The 18,847-nt window shown below is 57.8% G+C and carries 17 protein-coding genes and 1 tRNA gene; 8 read left to right on the top strand and 10 right to left on the bottom strand.

What is annotated here, in order from left to right; all coding sequences use genetic code 11:
- Positions 1-141: 141 nt before the first annotated feature.
- The 4 genes from N7578_RS11135 to N7578_RS11120 all read right to left on the bottom strand — a co-directional run bounded on the left by N7578_RS11135 (position 142) and on the right by N7578_RS11120 (position 5,956).
- Positions 142-1,638: an acetyl-CoA hydrolase/transferase family protein gene (locus N7578_RS11135; RefSeq protein WP_311110402.1), complete on the bottom strand. Its 1,497-nt coding sequence runs from the start codon at positions 1,636-1,638 to the stop codon at positions 142-144.
- 354 nt (positions 1,639-1,992) lie between these two features.
- Positions 1,993-2,069: transfer RNA gene (locus N7578_RS11130), tRNA-Arg, on the bottom strand.
- A 217-nt stretch (positions 2,070-2,286) separates the two neighbouring features.
- Positions 2,287-3,642, bottom strand: coding sequence for a HAMP domain-containing sensor histidine kinase (locus tag N7578_RS11125; RefSeq protein WP_311112471.1), 1,356 nt, complete (start codon positions 3,640-3,642; stop codon positions 2,287-2,289).
- Positions 3,643-3,931: 289 nt separating this feature from the next.
- On the bottom strand, positions 3,932-5,956 hold the full coding sequence (locus N7578_RS11120; RefSeq protein WP_311110401.1) for a methyl-accepting chemotaxis protein: 2,025 nt from the start codon (positions 5,954-5,956) through the stop codon (positions 3,932-3,934).
- Positions 5,957-6,309: 353 nt separating this feature from the next.
- Here N7578_RS11120 and rpmH point away from each other — a divergent pair, with 353 nt between their 5' ends.
- From rpmH to yihA, 4 genes are read left to right on the top strand one after another with little or no spacing between them, the layout of a single operon-like run.
- Entirely contained in the window at positions 6,310-6,447 is a 138-nt protein-coding gene (rpmH, locus tag N7578_RS11115) for a 50S ribosomal protein L34 (protein WP_003493611.1), read from the top strand.
- A 36-nt stretch (positions 6,448-6,483) separates the two neighbouring features.
- Entirely contained in the window at positions 6,484-6,867 is a 384-nt protein-coding gene (rnpA, locus tag N7578_RS11110; RefSeq protein WP_311110400.1) for a ribonuclease P protein component, read from the top strand.
- Positions 6,867-8,666, top strand: coding sequence for a membrane protein insertase YidC (gene yidC / locus N7578_RS11105; RefSeq protein WP_311110399.1), 1,800 nt, complete (start codon positions 6,867-6,869; stop codon positions 8,664-8,666). Before rnpA ends, yidC begins: the two co-directional genes overlap by 1 nt.
- Positions 8,663-9,316, top strand: coding sequence for a ribosome biogenesis GTP-binding protein YihA/YsxC (yihA, locus tag N7578_RS11100; protein WP_311110398.1), 654 nt, complete (start codon positions 8,663-8,665; stop codon positions 9,314-9,316). The genes yidC and yihA overlap by 4 nt, the downstream gene beginning before the upstream one ends.
- A 15-nt stretch (positions 9,317-9,331) precedes the next feature.
- On the opposite strand, the gene N7578_RS11095 is transcribed toward yihA, so the two are convergent.
- Positions 9,332-9,709, bottom strand: a complete 378-nt coding sequence (locus tag N7578_RS11095) for a hypothetical protein (RefSeq protein ID WP_311110397.1) — start codon at positions 9,707-9,709, stop codon at positions 9,332-9,334.
- A 289-nt stretch (positions 9,710-9,998) separates the two neighbouring features.
- Between N7578_RS11095 and argB the strand changes: the two genes are divergently transcribed.
- On the top strand, positions 9,999-10,883 hold the full coding sequence (gene argB / locus N7578_RS11090; RefSeq protein ID WP_311110396.1) for an acetylglutamate kinase: 885 nt from the start codon (positions 9,999-10,001) through the stop codon (positions 10,881-10,883).
- 47 nt (positions 10,884-10,930) lie between these two features.
- Here the strand turns inward: argB and N7578_RS11085 are convergent, their stop codons facing one another.
- Positions 10,931-11,848, bottom strand: coding sequence for a DMT family transporter (locus N7578_RS11085; protein ID WP_422646702.1), 918 nt, complete (start codon positions 11,846-11,848; stop codon positions 10,931-10,933).
- A gap of 105 nt (positions 11,849-11,953) precedes the next feature.
- Here N7578_RS11085 and N7578_RS11080 point away from each other — a divergent pair, with 105 nt between their 5' ends.
- Entirely contained in the window at positions 11,954-12,685 is a 732-nt protein-coding gene (locus N7578_RS11080; protein ID WP_311110394.1) for a pyrimidine 5'-nucleotidase, read from the top strand.
- 110 nt (positions 12,686-12,795) lie between these two features.
- On the top strand, positions 12,796-13,395 hold the full coding sequence (locus N7578_RS11075) for an EF-hand domain-containing protein (protein WP_311110393.1): 600 nt from the start codon (positions 12,796-12,798) through the stop codon (positions 13,393-13,395).
- Positions 13,396-13,476: 81 nt separating this feature from the next.
- Here N7578_RS11075 and N7578_RS11070 read toward each other — a convergent pair whose 3' ends face one another.
- Entirely contained in the window at positions 13,477-13,734 is a 258-nt protein-coding gene (locus N7578_RS11070) for a DUF1150 family protein (RefSeq protein WP_311110392.1), read from the bottom strand.
- A 53-nt stretch (positions 13,735-13,787) separates the two neighbouring features.
- Positions 13,788-14,219: an Hsp20 family protein gene (locus N7578_RS11065; RefSeq protein WP_311110391.1), complete on the bottom strand. Its 432-nt coding sequence runs from the start codon at positions 14,217-14,219 to the stop codon at positions 13,788-13,790.
- 191 nt (positions 14,220-14,410) lie between these two features.
- On the opposite strand from N7578_RS11065, the gene N7578_RS11060 reads away from it, so the two are divergent.
- Positions 14,411-15,355: a nucleoside hydrolase gene (locus tag N7578_RS11060; protein ID WP_311110390.1), complete on the top strand. Its 945-nt coding sequence runs from the start codon at positions 14,411-14,413 to the stop codon at positions 15,353-15,355.
- A 70-nt stretch (positions 15,356-15,425) separates the two neighbouring features.
- Here the strand turns inward: N7578_RS11060 and N7578_RS11055 are convergent, their stop codons facing one another.
- Both N7578_RS11055 and N7578_RS11050 read right to left on the bottom strand, forming a co-directional pair.
- On the bottom strand, positions 15,426-17,759 hold the full coding sequence (locus N7578_RS11055) for a methyl-accepting chemotaxis protein (RefSeq protein ID WP_311110389.1): 2,334 nt from the start codon (positions 17,757-17,759) through the stop codon (positions 15,426-15,428).
- Between the two features lie 167 nt (positions 17,760-17,926).
- On the bottom strand, positions 17,927-18,787 hold the full coding sequence (locus tag N7578_RS11050) for an LOG family protein (RefSeq protein WP_311110388.1): 861 nt from the start codon (positions 18,785-18,787) through the stop codon (positions 17,927-17,929).
- Between the last annotated feature and the right edge of the window lie 60 nt (positions 18,788-18,847).

Here is an 18,847-nt window from a genome sequence, read left to right as displayed (position 1 = left end):
TCATTCTCCCACGACCAGAAAGCAGCCTGAAGACTGCGAGATGTTGGAGATTTCTACCCAAAGCTGGTTGATTAAGCCAGCAACCGGGCGTGATGTACCGATGACTTTCCCGCCCGGTGTGTCCCAACGGACGCAACAATCCTAGCACTGGGGCAGCATCGTTCCCTTCTCCCGCAAGGCGACGTGCCAGGAAAACGCCTCTTCAAGGAGGTGCGGGGTGTGCCCGCCTCTTGCCGACGCCCGCTCGAAATAATCCATGAGGGCGTCGCGATAATCAGCATGCACGCAGTTTGCGATGATGACCGGAGCGCGTTCGCGCGGCGCCAGCCCGCGAAGATCCGCAAGCCCGGTTTCCGTCACCAGAATATCGACATCGTGCTCGGTGTGATCCACATGGCTGACCATCGGCACGACACTGGAAATCGCCCCGCCCTTGGCGATGGATTTGGTGACGAAGATCGACATGTAGGCGTTGCGTGCAAAATCACCCGAACCACCAATACCGTTCATCATATGCGTTCCACCGACATGGGTGGAATTGACGTTGCCGTAGATATCGAATTCCAGCGCGGTGTTGATGCCGATGATACCGAGGCGCCGGATCACCTCCGGGTGGTTGCTGACCTCCTGGGGGCGCAGGATCAACTTGTTCTTGTAGTCTGCCAGACGCGGCATGACACGTTCGTTCATCTCGGAAGAGAGCGTCATCGACGAGCCGGAGGCGAAAACCAGTTTACCGGCATCGAAAAGCTCGAAGGTCGAATCCTGGAGCACTTCCGAATACATCTTGAGATCGTGAAACGGCGTATCGATGAACCCATGCAGCACGGCATTGGCGATGGTGCCGATACCCGCCTGCAATGGCTGGAGTTCGTAGCCCATGCGCCCCTGTTTCACCTCGTTCAGCAGAAAGTCGCTCAGGTGCCCGGCAATCGCCTTCGTTTCGGCATCCGGCGGCAAAACGGTTGAAAAACTGTCCGACTTATCGCTCAGAACGATCGCCGCGATCTTTTCCGGCGGCACGGGAATGAACGGCAGGCCGACACGGCTATCCGGCGCGACGACCGGGATCGGCATGCGGGTCGGACGTTTGGCCGGAATGAAAATGTCGTGCAGTCCTTCGAGAACAGCCGGTTGCGACAGATTGATCTCCACGATCACCTTGTCTGCAAGGATGGCGAAGCTTGCCGAGTTGCCGACCGAAGTCGTCGGCACGATCCCGCCATCGGAGGTGATCGCCACCGCCTCGACGATGGCGATATCGACCCCGTGGATCTGGCCGCCACGAAGCTGCTCGACGGTTTCAGACAGGTGCTGATCGATGAACATCACCTTGCCGTCGTTTATGGCCTTGCGCAGAGCCGGATCAGACTGGAACGGCATGCGGCGCGCCAGCATGCCGGCTTCCACCATGGTCCTGTCGAGATCGTTTCCAAGCGAAGCACCGGTCATCAGGGTAATCTGCATCGGATGCTGCTTGGCGCGCTCTGCAAGCGCAAGTGGCACAGCCTTCGCCTCGCCCGCACGGGTGAATCCACTCATCCCTACGGTCATGCCATCCTTGATAAGGCTTGCGGCCTCATCCGCGCTGACAATTCTTTCCAACAATGACGCGTTGCGGATGCGCTCCTCAAGCATGTTCTTCTCCCTGATATGCGGTCACGGTGGCGGCTTTCCGGTATGCGATCAGTGTCACGCGGTCTAAGGACGCGGAAACTGACATAGATCAAACCGCGCACGAAGAATATTGCACGGCATATTCCCACGTGACGACAGGCGCATGAATGCGACAAATTCACCGAAGCATTTCGTCGTGACAGTGCATCAGGAAGAACGAAGAACCCGGACCGGAACAACCGGCACAAAACAACGCCGGAGGCATTTTTGCAAAACGCTGCGTCATTTTCAGGAGAACAATTCTCGAAACGTCAAACGCCATCTTCAGACTGCGTGTCATCAGGCGAAATAACTGATTTTCAAGAAGGAGATAAATGGCGCACCCGAAGAGATTCGAACTCCTGACCCCCAGATTCGTAGTCTGGTGCTCTATCCAGCTGAGCTACGGGTGCGTGCCGTTCCGGTCGTTTCCGGCGGCGTGGCGATCCTCTAAAACGTCCTCATTCCGAATGCAAGCGATTTTGGTGAGAAATTGTCATTTTCCTGTATCAATAATTTTATCTATTTGATTTTAAACGATTTTTCTTTTCCGGAAATTTATACCCGCTTCACAGCGCTATTTCGGGGGCCGAAAAAAGGCCGCTTAGAGGTAGGCAAAACCCAGCGTTTTCAGGCGCTTTTTGCTGCCTGTACCGACGCGGGACGGTCGGCAATCTCGATGCGGAACTGGGTTCCTGAGCCGGGCTTTTCAACAAGTGCAATCGTTCCGCCATGAGCGAGGACCAGTTCGCGTGCAATGACGAGTCCAAGCCCGGTCCCACCGGAACGCGCCGATCCCCTGAACGCTGAAAACAGGTTCTCCTTGGCCTTAGGCGGCATTCCGGGACCATTGTCGTCAATGACAATACTGACGACACCGCCATTTTTTCTGGCCGACACGGAGAGCCGTCGCATCGCGGCAGACGGCTCCGACTGCAGCGCCTGCACCGCATTTCGACAGAGGTTGTGAACGACGCGGAACAGCTGTTCAGCATCGGCATCGACCATGAGATCGGCGGGAACGTCATTCTCGAACTCGATGCCGACGTCGGGATCGATCGCGAGGATATCGCGCACATCCTGCACCAGCAGGCTGAGGTTGTTCATCCTGCGACGCGGGGCAGCTTCCGTTGCCTGACCGTAGGCCAGAACCTCACCGGTATAGGCAACGGCGCGGTCTATGGTGCGCAGCAGCTTCGGTGCGAAACTTCTGACGATCGGATCCTTGGCATCCACAAGCCGGTCCGACATCAGCTGGGCCGAGGAGAGGATGTTGCGCATGTCGTGATTGATTTTCGAAACGGCCAGCCCGAGATCGGCAAGGTTTTTCTGCTGCCGTAGGGTTTTGTGCAGTTGCGTCTGCATATCCGCCAGATGGCGGCCTGCCACTGACAACTCGTCATTGCCGTCTTCAGGCACGAATATCCCTGCCGGGTTTTCCGGATCGTCCGAGAACCGCTGCATGCCGATCGTCAGACGACGGATAGGACGTATCATGATGCGGTTGATCGATACGAAAATCAGCACCGCGGTTATCAGAGACAGGACGATGGAAATCAGGAAAACATTGCGCGCATAAGCCAGCATCGCCGCGCGGAGCTTGCTCTCTCCGATCACCAGTTCGATGATGGTATCACTGTCACCAACGACGTCAAAAACGCGGATCACGCGGTTGCCGCCAAACAGCAGTGTGGAGAACGCGTCCCTTACCGCGGTCAGCTGCGATACGTCGGACAGATCGTACTGCTCATCGACTCCCGGAGGCGTCTCTGCTGCAGCCAGCAGGCGAGACGTGCCGTCCTTGCGAAGCGCTATGAGTTTCGCGCCCGTCGCCATCAGGGTATCGTTCTGGACACTTTGCGGAAGCTCGGCCTGCAAACCGTCAATAACCGCACCGGCAGCCGCTGCCGTATTCAGACGGTCGCGCAGCCATGACAGGCGCATATTCGCGACCGAAGGCACGAAGATCAGCACTTCCGCAATCATCACGAAGATCACGGTCAAAAGCAGAAGGCGGCCGGAAAGACCGGCCGTCAGTCCTGTCAAATACCGGGTGGGCTTGCCCTCCGAATCTTTCAAACTGTTTACGCCTTTTGAAAACAAACCGGGCCAGCCCTGTATTCACCGTCAACTTCCTGGGAACGGCTCGATCCCATGCGAACACAATCATAGGAGCAAACGAACATTTTTCCAATGTACCGACGGGCTGTGCTTTCGACATAAAAAAGGCGCCGCCCGGAAAGGCGGCGCCCGAAGATAAAAATGGAACTGCTGCTTAAAACTCCTGCCAGTCGGCCTCCACCTTGGCAGCAGCCTGACCATTGAATGCGCGGCCGACGCTGTTGACCAACCTGCGGGCAGGCGACGGGACGGGTGCCACCTTTTCCGATATCGCAACAGGACGCGTCTGCGGCTTTATACGAACCTGCCCATGCGTCTCATTGGCGCCAGTTTTAAAGCGGGCAACAAGCGTAACGAGATGGCTTGCCTCACTGCTCAGCTTATGGGTGGCCGCCGATGTCTCCTCCACCATCGCCGCATTGCGCTGCGTGACCTGATCCATCTGGTTGATGGCCGTGCTGACTTCCTGCAGGCCAGTGGACTGCTCTCTCGCCGCCGTCGCAATCGAGTGGATGTGTTCGTTGATGGCGAGCACGCGCGTTTCGATTTCGCCGAGCGCATTACCGGTCTTCTGGACCAGAGAGACACCACGGCCGACTTCCTCTCCGGATTTGGTGATCAGCGCCTTGATGTCCTTTGCGGCAGTCGCGGAACGCTGGGCCAGTTCACGAACTTCCTGCGCAACAACGGCAAAGCCCTTGCCCGCCTCACCGGCACGCGCCGCTTCCACACCGGCATTCAATGCCAGCAGGTTCGTCTGGAATGCAATTTCATCGATGACATTGATGATCTGGCTGATTTCGCGGGAAGCCTGCTCAATGCGATCCATGGCGGAAACAGCATCGCTGACGACCCGGGACGATTCTTCGGTCTTCTGCTTTGCCTCGGAGACCATCTGACTGGCTTCCTGCGCACGGTCGGTCGAGTTGCGGACGACAGCAGTGATCTCGTCAAGCGCCGCGGACGTTTCCTCAAGCGCGGCCGCCTGCTGCTCGGTTCTCTTTGAAAGATCATCAGCCGCAGACCGCAATTCATTGGCGTTGCCGCTGATGCCTTCCGTGCTGGTGCGGACCTCACCCATGGTTTCGCGCAGCTTCGAAAGTGTCTGGTTGACGTTTGCCTGAAGCTCGGCAAAGACGCCGCGGAATTCGCCATCCATGGAGCGAGTCAGATCGCCATGCGCAAGGCTTTCGATAACGCGGTTGGTTTCGGACACTCCGTTGTCCACGCCAACAAGCAGGGCGTTGATGTTCTGGGCGAAGCGATTGAGGTTTTCATCGCCGTAGTCCTTTTCGATCCGGCGACGGAAATCACCCTGAGCGGCGGCATCCACGACAACGGCCATTCCGGCCTGAAGGTCATCGCTCTTGGCACGCATGGCCGCTTCCTGCGCATTCATCCGGCGGACTTCAAGACCGTTGCGCTTGAAGACTTCGACAGCAGCGGCCATCTCTCCGATTTCATCCTTGCGATCCAGATAAGGCACATCCGTTTCGAGATTGCCATCCGCTACCGAATTCATCACGTCCGAAACCCTGCGGATCGGCTGGCTGAGCTGCCGCGTGCCGATGTAGAGACCAAAGGCAGCGCCGATCAGGATGCCGATGACCGTGACAATCGCAACCACCCAGAACATCGTCACGCCGAAGTTGCCCATTGCCTTTTCGATCGCAACGAGTTCGACGATATCGCTTTTTACGACGGCATCAATTTCGGCCTGATACGCCTTGCGATTTGCGCGGTTTGCTTCGTTGTTGCCCTGCTGGTTTGCTGCCTGGGGGCTGACGTCCTTGCCGAGACGTGCGGTTTCCAGACGAAAGGCCTTAAATTCCTTGAAGCGGCCGACAAGATTATCGAACGCTGCCTTTTGCTGCGACGGAACGAGCGGCGTCCACGAAGCGATGAGGGTTTCCATTGCATCGAGGTTCTTGACGATGCCATCGGCAAAGGGCGAAGCTGTCGCTACGTCGGGGGCGGCATAGATGCCGCGCGCCTCCATCACCACCGCGGTGACGAGACGGTTGAGCGCTTCACCCTTGTAGGCGCGCTCCGAAGCGCTTTCGAATTCAGCCGTCCTTACCCGGAATTCGCTGACCGCATAGATGGATAGCCCGCCAATCGTGCAGGCGACGAGGCTCATGAGCCCAACAAGAAGATTGATACGACCACGAATTCTCAATGCAATTCCCCCTCAACCAGGATGCCAGACGAAAAAAGGAAGCTGACATAACCTTTCTCACTGCGAGATCTATCAATGCAGCGTTAAGAAAGAATTTCGAATTTTAACAATCCGGAGCCTCGCAAATCGAGGAGCGCATGCCTCTCCTCGATTGCTGGAAAAAATTTCGCTTTCCCTAAGAGGTGATCCACCAAAACCCCTTCGGTGATTGACTTTGCTGGCCCTATGCCCTTATAAGCCGCGCACGCTCGGCCTATGAAAGCTCGCCCAGGCGGGATCAGCCGTGCAAAAAACGAAACGCTCTTGCAAATAGTGCAAATTCAAGAAGGGCCGCACACCGCGGTATTAAATAAATGTCGAAGCGTACCTACCAGCCATCCAAGCTTGTCCGCAAGCGCCGTCACGGCTTCCGCGCCCGCATGGCAACTGCCGGCGGCCGTAAAGTTCTCGCAGCCCGCCGTGCGCGTGGCCGCGCGCGTCTGTCGGCTTAATCGCCGCCTGTGTGGCCCGATGAAAGTCGCGGGCACATGACGCAGAATAAAAAGAGACCCGACCGGTTGAAAAACCGGTCGGATTTCCTTGCCGTGCAGGCGGGAGAAAAACGGCGTGGCAGCACGTTCCTCATGGAAGTGCTCGATCGCCGATCCCCGGAGACCGACCCACGCGTCGGCTTTACCGTGACGAAAAGGCAGGGAAACGCGGTCGAGCGAAATCGCATGCGCCGCCGCCTGAAAGAAGCCGTCAGGCTTTCTGCCGGATTCGCAATGAAGCCCGGCCATGACTATGTGATTGTCGCCCGCCGGGATGTTCTTGATGTAACCTTCCCGAAACTCCAGTCGCTCCTGATCGAGCGCATTGAAGGAACGGCGAAACCGAAACGGTCCCAGGAGACCCGCTCCAGGAAAGAATGATGGAAAAGAACCGTAATTACTTCATCGCGATAGCCCTTTCGGTTGTCATCGTCCTTGCCTGGCAATTCCTTTACATGAACCCGCGCATCGAGGAGCAGCGCCGCGCCGAAGAGGCTCGCCAGGCGCAGCAGCAGACGACGCAGCAGCAGGCCGGAACCCCGGCCGCCCAGGGTGGCGCCGTACAGGGCTCCCTGCCCGGCTCTGCCGCGCAGCCCGCAGCAACCGCGACCCGCGAAGAATCGCTCGCCAAGAACCAGCGCGTTGCAATCGACACCAATGCCATTCAGGGATCTATCAACCTGACGGGCGCACGCTTCGATGACATCCGGCTCAAGGAGTACCATGAGACCGTTGATGACTCGAGCCCGATCATCACGCTGTTTTCGCCGTCCGACTCCAAGGACGGATACTTCGCCGAACTTGGCTACATCGCAGGAAACGCCATCGGCTCGGTTCCAGGTCCGGCGACCGTCTGGGCGCTTTCGAGCGGTGACAAGCTGACGGAAACGACCCCGGTCACGCTGACCTACACCAACGACAAGGGCGTCGTTTTCTCGCGAACCGTGTCGATCGATGAACACTACATGATCTCGATCGCCGACAAGGTCCAGAACCCCGGTCAGGAAGCGGTTTCCTTCGCCACCTACGGGCGCGTTACCCGCAACAACAAGCCTGCAACGCCCTCCGTCTTCGTGATTCACGAAGGCTTCCTCGGCGTCTCGGGCACTGATGGCAGTCTGACGGAAGAAAACTACAAGGATGTCGAGGAAGCCCCTGTTACGGTTCCCAAGGCGACCGGTGGCTGGCTCGGCATTACCGACAAGTACTGGGCGGCAGCGATCGTTCCGCCGCAGACGACGCCGTTCGAAACACGTTACTCGCACTTCACCGACGGTCAGCCGCGCTATCAGGCCGACTTCAAGGGCGACTCGATCACCGTTGAACCCGGCCAGTCGATCGACCTGAAGAGCCTTGTGTTCGCTGGCGCGAAGGAAGTGCCGCTGGTTGACCGTTATGAGTCCCAGTACGCCATTCCGAAGTTCGATCTGCTGATCGACTGGGGCTGGTTCTACTTCATCACCAAGCCGATGTTCAAACTGATGGATTTCTTCTTCCGTTATTTTGGCAACTTCGGCGTTGCGATCCTGCTGACCACCATTGTCGTGAAGCTCCTGTTCTTCCCGCTTGCCAGCAAGCAGTACGCCTCCATGGCCAACATGAAGCGCGTTCAGCCGAAGATGGAAGAGTTGAAGGCCAAGCATGGCGATGACCGCATGGCCATGCAGCAGGCGATGATGCAGCTCTACAAGGAAGAGAAGATCAACCCGGTTGCCGGCTGCTGGCCGATGCTGCTGCAGATCCCGGTCTTCTTCGCGCTCTACAAGGTCATCTACGTCACCATCGAAATGCGGCATGCGCCGTTCTTCGGCTGGATCCATGACCTTTCCGCGCCCGATCCGACCTCGCTCTTCAACCTGTTCGGGCTGCTGCCGTACGACGTTCCGCATTTCCTGATGATCGGCGTCTGGCCGATTATCATGGGCATCACGATGTTCATCCAGATGCGCATGAACCCGACGCCGCCCGATCCGACGCAGGCCATGATCTTCACCTGGATGCCGCTGGTCTTCACCTTCATGCTGGCGTCCTTCCCTGCTGGTCTGGTCATCTACTGGGCATGGAACAACACCCTGTCCGTCACGCAGCAGGCCCTCATCATGAAGCGCCATGGTGCCAAGATCGAGCTGTTTGACAATCTCAAGGGATTGTTCAAACGAAAGCCGGTGCAATCGAAATGACGCAGACCGGCGTAGCCAACGAAAAGCCCCTGTTCGGGCGTCCATGGATTTTCATTCGCGGCGTGCCTGCGATGAAATTCCTGCCGCCCGAGGGGCCGCCGGAAATCGCGTTTGCCGGCCGCTCCAATGTCGGCAAATCCTCGCTCATCAATGCGCTGGTCGGCCACAAGGGTCTGGCACGCACATCGAACACACCGGGCCGCACGCAGGAACTGAACTACTTCGTTCCCGACGGTTATTCCGGCGAGGCGGGTGATCTGCCGCCTATGGCGCTTGTCGACATGCCCGGCTATGGCTACGCGCAGGCACCCAAGGATCAGGTGGACGCGTGGACGAAGCTGGTCTTCGACTATCTGCGCGGCCGCGCGACGCTGAAACGCGTCTACGTGCTGATCGATTCGCGCCATGGCGTCAAAAAGAACGACGAGGAAGTGCTGACCCTTCTCGACAAGGCCGCCGTTTCCTATCAGATCGTTCTGACCAAGACCGACAAGATCAAGGAAGCGGGTGTTCCGCGCCTCGTCAACGAGACGTTGGAAAAAATCCGCAAGCGCCCAGCCGCCTATCCGGAAGTGCTGGCAACGTCGTCTGAGAAAACTTTCGGACTGGATGCGCTGCGCGCCGAGATCATCCGCACCATCACCCTCTGAGGCGAACGGCTGCGGTCAGGCGATCGTGAAAAGCAGGACGGCGGTCCAGAGCATCGCCGTCAGCGCCAAGAGGCGCCAGAAACGAACCGAATTCCAGATTTCGGCAAAAACCAAGGCCAGCATGGCGCGCTTTCCGTTCGGCAGTCCCCGGGAAACAAGTCTTCGGCGTGTGGGATCTTCTTTCAAGAGAACTGCAATCGCGGCCTTTTCGCGATATTCCGTTTCGGCCAGATTCTCCTGCCAGCGCTTGACCATGGCCGCAAACTGGTGATCGTTTCCAACACGTCTGGAAAGCTCGGCCATATCTTCCGGCGGCAAGACACCCAAAACGAATTCGCCGGCAAGGACTTCGTCTCGCAGGCCGCTACGCTTGTCTCGATCCGGAACCGTCATGTGCTCTAGAACTCCTCGGTCTTCAGGCCGCCGCACACTCGCGGCGGGTAGCGTTATCATATCGCCCCGCTGAATAACCCCTCCCCTTCCAGTCACAAGGCTGGTCCGATTGGCGTTATATGTCAATCATATTACGCAAGGATCCGTCGGCTCCGGCAGAATTTTATGTCCGTACGCCACAATAAGGCCCGGCCGTTATTTCATCCGTCAAAAACTTGCTTTAGAGCGTTGAAAGGCTTTAGGTCGCGATAACGATTTGAAGGCCGAAATCATAGACCGGGGTTTTTCCATGACTGCTTCCGAAAGCGAAACACAGGCACGGCTGCTCGCGCAGGCTCTGCCCTTCATGCAGAAATATGAAAACAAGACCATTGTCGTGAAATATGGCGGGCACGCCATGGGAGACACGACACTCGGCAAGGCTTTCGCGGAAGACATCGCACTTCTCAAGCAGTCAGGCATCAACCCCATCGTAGTGCACGGCGGAGGACCGCAGATCGGGGCAATGCTTGCAAAGATGGGCATCGAGTCGAAGTTCGAAGGTGGCTTGCGCGTCACCGACGCCAAGACCGTCGAGATTGTCGAGATGGTTCTCGCAGGCTCCATCAACAAGGAAATCGTCGCCCTCATCAACCAGACAGGCGAATGGGCAATCGGCCTTTGCGGCAAGGACGGCAACATGGTCTTCGCCGAAAAGGCGAAAAAGACCGTCATCGACCCCGACAGTAACATCGAGCGTGTTCTCGACCTCGGTTTTGTCGGCGAGGTTGTCGAGGTCGACCGTACCCTGCTCGACCTTCTGGCAAAGTCTGAAATGATCCCCGTTATCGCTCCGGTTGCTCCAGGCCGCGACGGTGCGACCTACAACATCAATGCGGATACGTTTGCGGGCGCCATTGCCGGTGCGCTCAATGCAAGCCGCCTGCTGTTCCTGACCGATGTTCCCGGTGTCCTCGACAAGAACAAGGAACTCATCAAGGAGCTCACGGTGTCGCAGGCCCGCGCGCTTATCAAGGATGGCACGATTTCCGGTGGCATGATCCCCAAGGTCGAAACCTGCATCGAAGCCATCAAGGCGGGCGTACAGGGTGTGGTCATCCTCAATGGAAAGACCCCGCATTCCGTTCTTCTGGAAATATTCACCGAGGGTGCCGGTACGCTGATCGTACCCTGATCGAGTTTCTGTGATGGGCGGAAAGCCTGCCCATCACGCCCGCTTTCTCAGCCGAAGGCCAGAAGCGACAGAACACCGAAGACGATCAACAGGCAGCCCGAAATTTCGAGCCGGTTGATCTTTTCCTTGAAAAACAGGACCGTCGAGGCGAAGGCAAACAGCATTTCGACCTGTGCCAGCGCCTTGACCACCGCCGCCTGCTGCAATGTCATGGCGGTAAACCAGCCGAATGATGCCGTTGCCCCAACAAAGCCGACAGCAAGCGATGGCTTCCAGACCTTTGCGATACGCGGCAGCTCCTCGCGCTCGCGCCAGACGATCCACAGGAACATCGAAACCGTCTGCATCACGATCACGACGACAAGCGTGAAGCCAGCCTGCATCATGGCATCGGGTTGCGGCAGGCTCGGCCCCAGCGCCAGAGATGCCGACCTGTAAGCCACGGAAGAAAGACCAAAGAAGGCGCCCGATGCAAGGCCTACACCCGCTGTCCGGCTGAAAATGGATGTGACGATGGACGCAGGGGTAATTTCAGTTCGTGCGACCGAGATCAGCATGACGCCCGCGACTGAAATCGCGATGGCAAGCACGGTTCCCGGCGTGACGCTTTCGCCAACGAAGACAAGCGCGAAGAGGGCCGCTTGCGCAGGTTCGGTGCGGGAATAGGCAGTGCCGACCGCGAAATTCCGAAACGAGAAAAGATGCACCAGCAGAAAGGTCGCAATGATCTGGGCCGTTGCGCCGATGATGGCCCAAATCGCGAAGTCCAGGTTCGCAACCGGGAATGGGCGGCCAAGCCCGACATGCAAAAAAGCCAGATAGGCAAGCGCGAAAGGCATGCCGAAAACGAAGCGCACGAAAGTCGCGCCTGTTGTACCCATGCTGCCCTTCAAATGCTTCTGCAGCGTGGAGCGCAGATTTTGCAAGAAGGCGCTTGCGAAAGTAATGCCGATCCAGAGTTCCATGGCGTGGCGGTATCATGCACTGCCTCTCGTCGCCAAGGGCAGTTTTCTTGCGTTCTGTCGTCTTTTCGATTTTCTTCGGCATGCGAACGAGGCATAAAGCAGCCCATGGACAAGAAGCCGAAAAACCTGCCCGATATTGCCGATTTCTCCCATGTCACGGAATGGGTCTTCGATCTCGACAACACACTCTACCCACATCACGTCAATCTGTTCTCGCAGATTGATCGCAACATGACCGCCTATGTCGCCGAGTTGCTGCAACTCGACACCGACGAGGCGCGGGCATTGCAGAAACGCTATTATCACGAGCATGGCACGACGCTACAGGGCTTGATGATCCACTACGGCATCAGCCCAGACGAGTTTCTGGAACGGGCACACGCCATCGACTATTCCGCGCTCAAGCCGCACCCGGAGCTTGGCGAAGCGATCAAGGCTCTGCCCGGCCGCAAGTTCATCCTGACCAATGGCAGCGTCAAGCACGCTCAGGCAGCGGCAGGCGCGCTGGGTATCCTCGATAATTTCGAGGACATATTCGATATCGTCGCGGCGGGTTATCTACCGAAACCGGCAAGCGCCACATATGAGAAATTTGCGAACCTCGCCAAGCTGGATACAAAGCGTGCAGCGATGTTCGAAGACCTGCCGCGCAATCTTGCCGCGCCCAAGACGCTTGGAATGAAAACTGTTCTGCTCGTTCCCTCGAACCTCGAAGGCGTCATCATGGAGCGCTGGGAAATTCCCGCCGAAACGGATGAGCATATCGACTACGTCACAGATGACCTGACCGGCTTCCTCAGCGGGCTGACGACGGCAAAGCCGACATCGGACAAGTAGAAGTCGCAGAAAACATTACGACTTCTTCATCCACCTTACGGATGTTTAAGTGGCGGGCTGGCCAGCCCGGCACTACCTTTTCTTCAGGGACACCAAAGGAAGACAAGGTTATGACGACATCAAAGCGAAACATCACCCTCTCTGCTCTCGGCGCGGCCCTCATTCTCGGCACCGCCGTGACAACAAGCTTCGCCGCTCCGCCTCCCCCCGGCAGGGGCCATGGAGACCGCATGCCGGTCCGTCAGGAGGCCGCCTTCGTTCACCTGCTGAAGGTTGCCGACACCAACAAGGACGGCAAGATCTCCAAGGAAGAACTGGTAGCCCGTCAGGACACGCTCTTTACCGAGATCGACAAGGACAAGGACGGCAGCATCACGCCGAAGGAAATGCGGGAATACCGTCAGGCGAAGATGGAAGAATTCCGCGCCGCGCATCCGCGTCCAGAGCGGGAGGATGCCAAGGCTGACGCCAAGCGGGCTGAAAGACATGCGGAACGCGAACAGGACGGCCGATTCGGTCACCCGGGCTGGGGTAAACATGGCGGCAAACGGGCGGGCCTGGCGTTGATCCGCATGGCGGATAGCGATGAAAACGGTCAGGTCAGCAAAGCCGAGTTCACCTCTGCCGGTGAAAAGATGTTCGAGCGGCTCGACCGCAACAAGGACGGCGTGGTTTCGATCGACGATATGCCGGACCGGCCTTTCCTGTAATACACCTGAAGACAACAAAGCCCGCTCAAACGGCGGGCTTTCCATTTCGGCAGATCGCCCGAAACCTTACCGCGTTATGGCTTAATGCAGACTGACCGTCGTCAGTTCGTCTTCAGCGGCCTTGAAAAAGGTGCTGGAGCGGTTGTCGGTCAGGAGGATTGGCGTACCATCCGCCGCGAACAGCGCCCACAGGTCGAGCTGAGGATCGAGATCCGGCGCTTCGGGAAAGCAGCGGCTGACATCTTCAGCCCGGATTTTGCGTATATATCCCACTTCACCTTCGCCGATATGGGCGAGTTGAGACTGGGTAAGGCGCGCATGCGCTTCTCTCAACAGCATATTTCAGCCTCCTTCTACACACCGACCGAGCATCCGATTCTGGCGTTCACGTTCTACTTTGAGACGGAAATATTAATTTTCTTCACCACATTGGAGATTTCGGGGCGGACGAGATCGATGAATAGCAGGCCATTACGCAAACTGGCGTCCTTCACCTGCATGCCATCGGCAAGCACGAACACGCGCTGGAACTGGCGGGCAGCGATGCCACGATAAAGAAAATCCCGCTTCTCCCTGTCCTGATCCTGCTGGCGACCGCGGATGACCAACTGGTTGTCAGCAATGGTGACATCAAGATCGTCTTCGGAAAAACCGGCGACTGCAATGGTGATGCGCAGCCGTTCCGGTGCTTCTTCGGAGCCGGGCAACCGCTCGACATTATAGGGTGGATAACCATCATTGGCTTTTGCCATGCGCTCAAGCGTTTTTTCCATGGCATCGAAACCCAGCAAAAGCGGGTGGGTGAATGGCGTCATACGACTCATTTTCGATCTGTCCTTGCAACCAAGCGACGTTTTCGGCCCCGATTCCGGCAACCTTGCCGATTGGATGGATCGGCACAAGCAATATGGGAATGCGAAACGCCAAACGCAAGACAGGTCGCCTCAAGCAATGAGACTTGACAAATGCTCGTTTGCCGCTCGAAAAAAGCGCCTTACCTTCAAAGGCGGAAAAAATGGCAGATCGCAGAAAAATCATCATAGATACAGATCCCGGGCAGGACGATGCGGCGGCAATCATGCTGGCCTTTGCAAGCCCGGAAGAACTCGAAATCCTCGGCCTCTGTGCCGTCGCGGGCAATGTTCCGCTGAAACTGACGAGCCGCAACATTCGCATCATCTGCGAACTGTCCAACCGCACCGACGTTCCCGTCTATGAGGGTGCGGAAAAGCCGCTGGTGCGCAAGCCGATCACCGCCGAACATGTTCACGGCAGTACGGGCCTCGACGGCCCCGTTCTTCCCGAGCCGACGATGGCGGCCCAGAAACAGCACGCGGTCGACTTCATCATCGAGACGCTACTCAACGAACCTGCCGGCACTGTGACACTCTGCACGCTCGGCGCTTTGACGAACGTGGCGCTGGCGCTTCAGAAGGCACCGGAAATCGCGGGCCGCGTCAAGGAACTGGTGATGATGGGCGGCGGTTTCTTCGAGGGTGGCAACATCACCCCAGCTGCAGAGTTCAACATCTATGTCGACCCGCAGGCCGCCGATATCGTATTCCGCTCCGGCATTCCGATCGTCATGATGCCTCTCGACGTTACGCATAAGCTGCTGACGACGAAAGAGCGTGTCGCCCGCATTCGCGATATCGGCACGCGACCGGCAATCGCCATGGCGGAAATGCTGGAATTCTTCGAGCGTTTCGATGTCGAGAAATATGGGTCCGATGGCGGTCCGCTGCACGATCCGAGCGTCATCGCCTACCTTCTCAAGCCAGACCTGTTCGAAGGACGGGATTGCAATGTCGAGATCGAGGTCAACTCGGAACTGACCATGGGCATGACGGTGGTGGACTGGTGGGGAGTGACAGACCGCGCGCGCAATGCCCGCGTGATCCGCAATGTCGATTCCGACGGCTTTTTCCAGCTGCTGACCGAGCGTTTCGCCCGTCTTTGATGAAAAATTGAGATCATGAAAAAGGCCGCCGGCTCTCCCGGCGGCCTTTTTTGTTGGTGTGACGAACGCTTCAGAATTCCGTCCAGTCATCCTGCGCCAGCGCGTTTGCGCCATGTGTCTGCGGTCGTGCACGCGGTGGGGCGACCCGGCCTTGCGCAGGCTGCGGGGCAACAGGCGCCCGCATCGTTGCCGCGACGTCACGCAACTGTTGGGTCTGCCGGCTACCGGAAACGGTAAACCCTGCAACCAACGACTTCAGCGTTCCCGCCTCGCCATTCAAGGTGACGCTGGCCGCCGTGGTTTCCTCCACCATGGCCGCGTTCTGCTGCGTAACCTGATCCATCTGTGTAACGGCGGCGTTGATTTCCTTGAGACCGACAGCCTGTTCGCTGGCCGATGCGGAAATCTGCCGGATCAGATGGTTGATATGCATGACCTGATCGGCGATCTTCTTCATGGTTTCGCCAGCCTGGCCGACAAGCTCCACGCCTTCGCCAACCTGGGTTGCAGAGGTGTTGATGAGCGCCTTGATTTCCTTGGCAGCGGTCGCCGAACGTTGGGCGAGTTCACGTACTTCCTGAGCCACGACGGCGAAGCCCTTTCCGGCCTCCCCGGCCCGTGCCGCTTCCACACCCGCGTTCAATGCCAGAAGATTGGTCTGGAAAGCAATTTCGTCGATGACACCGATTATGCGGGAGATTTCCTGCGACGACTGGGCAATGCCCTCCATCGAATTGACGGCTCTCTGTACGACCTCGCCGGACTTTCCGGCATCCTCGCAGGTCGTATTGACCGCTCCGGCAGCCTGCGCGGCGTTCTCGGCACTGGAATTGACCTGCGCCGTCAGTTGGTTGAGTGCTGCTGCGGTCTCCTCGAGACTTGCCGCCTGCTGCTCGGTGCGGTGCGACAGGTCGCTTGCCGCGCGGGTGATCTCCCCCGTACCGTTACCGATACTGACGACCGTGGCGTTAACGGTCGAAACCGTCTCCTCGAGGCTCGCGAGCGCTGCGTTGAAGTCACTGCGCAGTTTTGCATATTCCCCGGGAAATTCCTCGGTGATGCGGTGGGTCAGATTGCCATTCGAGAGTTCGGTAAGCCCATTACCAAGAATGGCGACGATGTGCTGCTGCATGCGGCTATTTTCATTCCGTTCCATTTCGGACCGCTGACGTTCAGCTTCCGCATTGCCGCGCTGTGTTGCCGCTTCGGCTTCCACCTCACGGATGCCGGCAAGTTTCGCCCGGAACCCCTCCAGCGCGGATGCAACGGCCCCCGTTTCATCGGTTCGCTCCTGCCCGGATACCGGAACATCGTAGCGGCCTTCACTCAGCGTCCTGACGTCGGATACAAGTGCCGCCAGAGGCTTGCGAACGAAATGGCGGACGGCGAAATAGAGCGCCAAGATGACGGCGGCGAGGATGACGATAGCGCCCACGATCATCAGATAGGTCTGTTCCTGCACCGGCGTATTGAGCGCCTGATGGGGAATGTCCACCAGAACCACCCAGGTGGCGTTGAGGCCCGGCACGGCGAACGGATAGACAAGGCGGTTGTAGGGTGTATCGGTGTCGAGGCCCAGATTTTCAATCAGCCCCTGCTTGCCGGAGGTAATGGCGGCCTGAACGATGTTTTGCCCTTCGCCATCATACGCCTTCATGTTCTGATCCGGCGTCGGAGGCACGAGCCACTGCCCGCCTTGCGAAATGAGGGTCACGCGCCCGGTCTCGAACGGCCGCAATGCCTGAAGCTTTTGCGAAAGGGACGAAAGCGAGATATCGACACCGGCAACGCCAATCATCTTGCCACCGGACATGACCGGGTAGGCGAGCGATGTCATCGTCGTGGGAACATCCGTACCTTCGGCCAGATAAGGCTGCGTAATCGCGCCTTTTCCGGTCTTTGCAACAAGCGCGTACCATTCAGCCGTGTAGTCGTTCTTGAAAGTGGAGAACTGAATCTCGCCCTTCTGGGTTTTCGACCAGTATGGCGCGAAAGCGCCGGTTTCGTTGGTGCCGAGTTCCGGCCTGTTGGCGATCTCGGTCGTCTGGCCGTCAAAAAGGCCGATCTGCTCACAGAACCAGCTTCCGAACGCAAAGACGTTCTGCTCGACATTGGCCTTGAGAACATTGACGATGCCCGGACGATCCATCGAACTTGCTTCGTGAGCACGGCCGATAACGCCTGCCATCGAGCGTGCGGCGCTTGCCAGTTCGCCGACATCGGCAGCGATGACGCTGGCGATTGCCCGCGCCTCGGTATTGGCCTGATCCATCGTCAGCGAATGGACCCGGTTACTGGTCTGAGAGATGAGGAAGGAATTGGATGCGACCAGAACAGCGGTTATTGCACAGCCAGTCACGAGGATCAGCTTGGTCGCAAGCGACCTCACCTTGAAATTAAACATTTTGGCCTCGATCAAATCGCCAGCCAGAAAAGGCAGGCGCCAACGGATTGCTTTTCTCCGTCATGGAGGCCCGTCCGAACGGACAGTGCGCTGCAACGCGACGGGGCAAGTCTAGTCGGCCTTTGCTAATGAACCGCTAAAAATTGCCGCGCCGCGTTAAACGCCTGTCAATGCTCGTAATGTTCCGCGACGATTTTCCAGGCCTCGTCCGCCGTCTCGGCAAAATGCAACAGTTCCATATCTTCCGGGGCGATCGTTCCGAAATCCGACAGGAACTCGAAGTTGATGAGCGAGCGCCAGAATTTCTCGCCAAACAGTATCAGAGGAATGGGGGCCATACGTTTCGTCTGGATCAGGGTCAGCGTCTCGAAAAGCTCATCGAGTGTGCCGAAACCGCCCGGAAAGATGACCACGGCCTTCGCCCGCATCAGGAAGTGCATCTTGCGGATTGCGAAATAGTGGAAATTGAAACTGAGATCCGGCGTCACATAGGCATTCGGTGCCTGCTCGTGCGGCAGGACGATGTTGAGGCCGATGGAGGGACCGCCAGCATCGGCAGCACCCCGATTGCCAGCTTCCATCACGCCAGGACCACCACCAGTCACCACGACGTACTCGCGATGACCGGATTTCTCACCGTAGCTGGTGCAGATGCGGGCGAACTTGCGCGCCTCATCGTAATAAACGGATGCTTCCTCAAGATTGCGCTTCTGTATCTCGTTGCGGGCCGCCCACGCATCCTTGCCGGGTGCGGGAATACGCGCGCCACCGAACATCACCACCGTGGAGGTGATGCCGCGTTCGGTCAGAGCCATTTCCGTTTTGAGAAGCTCCAGCTGGAGCCTGATGGGCCTCAGTTCTTCCCGGCAAAGAAAGTCGGTATCGACATAGGCAAGACGATAGGAAGGCGAATCCGACTGCGGTGTTCTGGGTATCACCTCGGCCTGCTGCTTGTCCGCATCGCTGCGTTTCAGGGGATCCCATGCCCCGTCCTTGCGCCGCAATTTGCCGTTTTTCAGTTTTGCCATTTCGATGCCTTTCGTCTCACGCGCCAAATCACGTTGACGCCCTTAACACACTCCCTTAGA

The organism is Agrobacterium tumefaciens, from assembly GCF_031801495.1.
Classification (GTDB): Bacteria; Pseudomonadota; Alphaproteobacteria; order Rhizobiales; family Rhizobiaceae; genus Agrobacterium; species Agrobacterium tumefaciens_K.
Note: the sequence above shows the minus strand (reverse complement) of the source record. Positions and strands in the feature narration are given on the sequence as shown.

What these genes read in the sequence shown, in the direction of transcription:
- N7578_RS11135 (WP_311110402.1), bottom strand. Translation starts at nt 1,638, where the DNA reads ATGCTTGAGGAGCGCATCCGCAACGCGTCATTGTTGGAAAGAATTGTC.
- N7578_RS11125 (WP_311112471.1), bottom strand. Translation starts at nt 3,642, where the DNA reads ATGATTGCGGAAGTGCTGATCTTCGTGCCTTCGGTCGCGAATATGCGC.
- rpmH (WP_003493611.1), top strand. Translation starts at nt 6,310, where the DNA reads ATGTCGAAGCGTACCTACCAGCCATCCAAGCTTGTCCGCAAGCGCCGT.
- rnpA (WP_311110400.1), top strand. Translation starts at nt 6,484, where the DNA reads ATGACGCAGAATAAAAAGAGACCCGACCGGTTGAAAAACCGGTCGGAT.
- yidC (WP_311110399.1), top strand. Translation starts at nt 6,867, where the DNA reads ATGGAAAAGAACCGTAATTACTTCATCGCGATAGCCCTTTCGGTTGTC.
- yihA (WP_311110398.1), top strand. Translation starts at nt 8,663, where the DNA reads ATGACGCAGACCGGCGTAGCCAACGAAAAGCCCCTGTTCGGGCGTCCA.
- N7578_RS11095 (WP_311110397.1), bottom strand. Translation starts at nt 9,709, where the DNA reads ATGACGGTTCCGGATCGAGACAAGCGTAGCGGCCTGCGAGACGAAGTC.
- argB (WP_311110396.1), top strand. Translation starts at nt 9,999, where the DNA reads ATGACTGCTTCCGAAAGCGAAACACAGGCACGGCTGCTCGCGCAGGCT.
- N7578_RS11085 (WP_422646702.1), bottom strand. Translation starts at nt 11,848, where the DNA reads ATGGAACTCTGGATCGGCATTACTTTCGCAAGCGCCTTCTTGCAAAAT.
- N7578_RS11080 (WP_311110394.1), top strand. Translation starts at nt 11,954, where the DNA reads ATGGACAAGAAGCCGAAAAACCTGCCCGATATTGCCGATTTCTCCCAT.
- N7578_RS11075 (WP_311110393.1), top strand. Translation starts at nt 12,796, where the DNA reads ATGACGACATCAAAGCGAAACATCACCCTCTCTGCTCTCGGCGCGGCC.
- N7578_RS11070 (WP_311110392.1), bottom strand. Translation starts at nt 13,734, where the DNA reads ATGCTGTTGAGAGAAGCGCATGCGCGCCTTACCCAGTCTCAACTCGCC.
- N7578_RS11065 (WP_311110391.1), bottom strand. Translation starts at nt 14,219, where the DNA reads ATGAGTCGTATGACGCCATTCACCCACCCGCTTTTGCTGGGTTTCGAT.
- N7578_RS11060 (WP_311110390.1), top strand. Translation starts at nt 14,411, where the DNA reads ATGGCAGATCGCAGAAAAATCATCATAGATACAGATCCCGGGCAGGAC.
- N7578_RS11055 (WP_311110389.1), bottom strand. Translation starts at nt 17,759, where the DNA reads ATGTTTAATTTCAAGGTGAGGTCGCTTGCGACCAAGCTGATCCTCGTG.
- N7578_RS11050 (WP_311110388.1), bottom strand. Translation starts at nt 18,787, where the DNA reads ATGGCAAAACTGAAAAACGGCAAATTGCGGCGCAAGGACGGGGCATGG.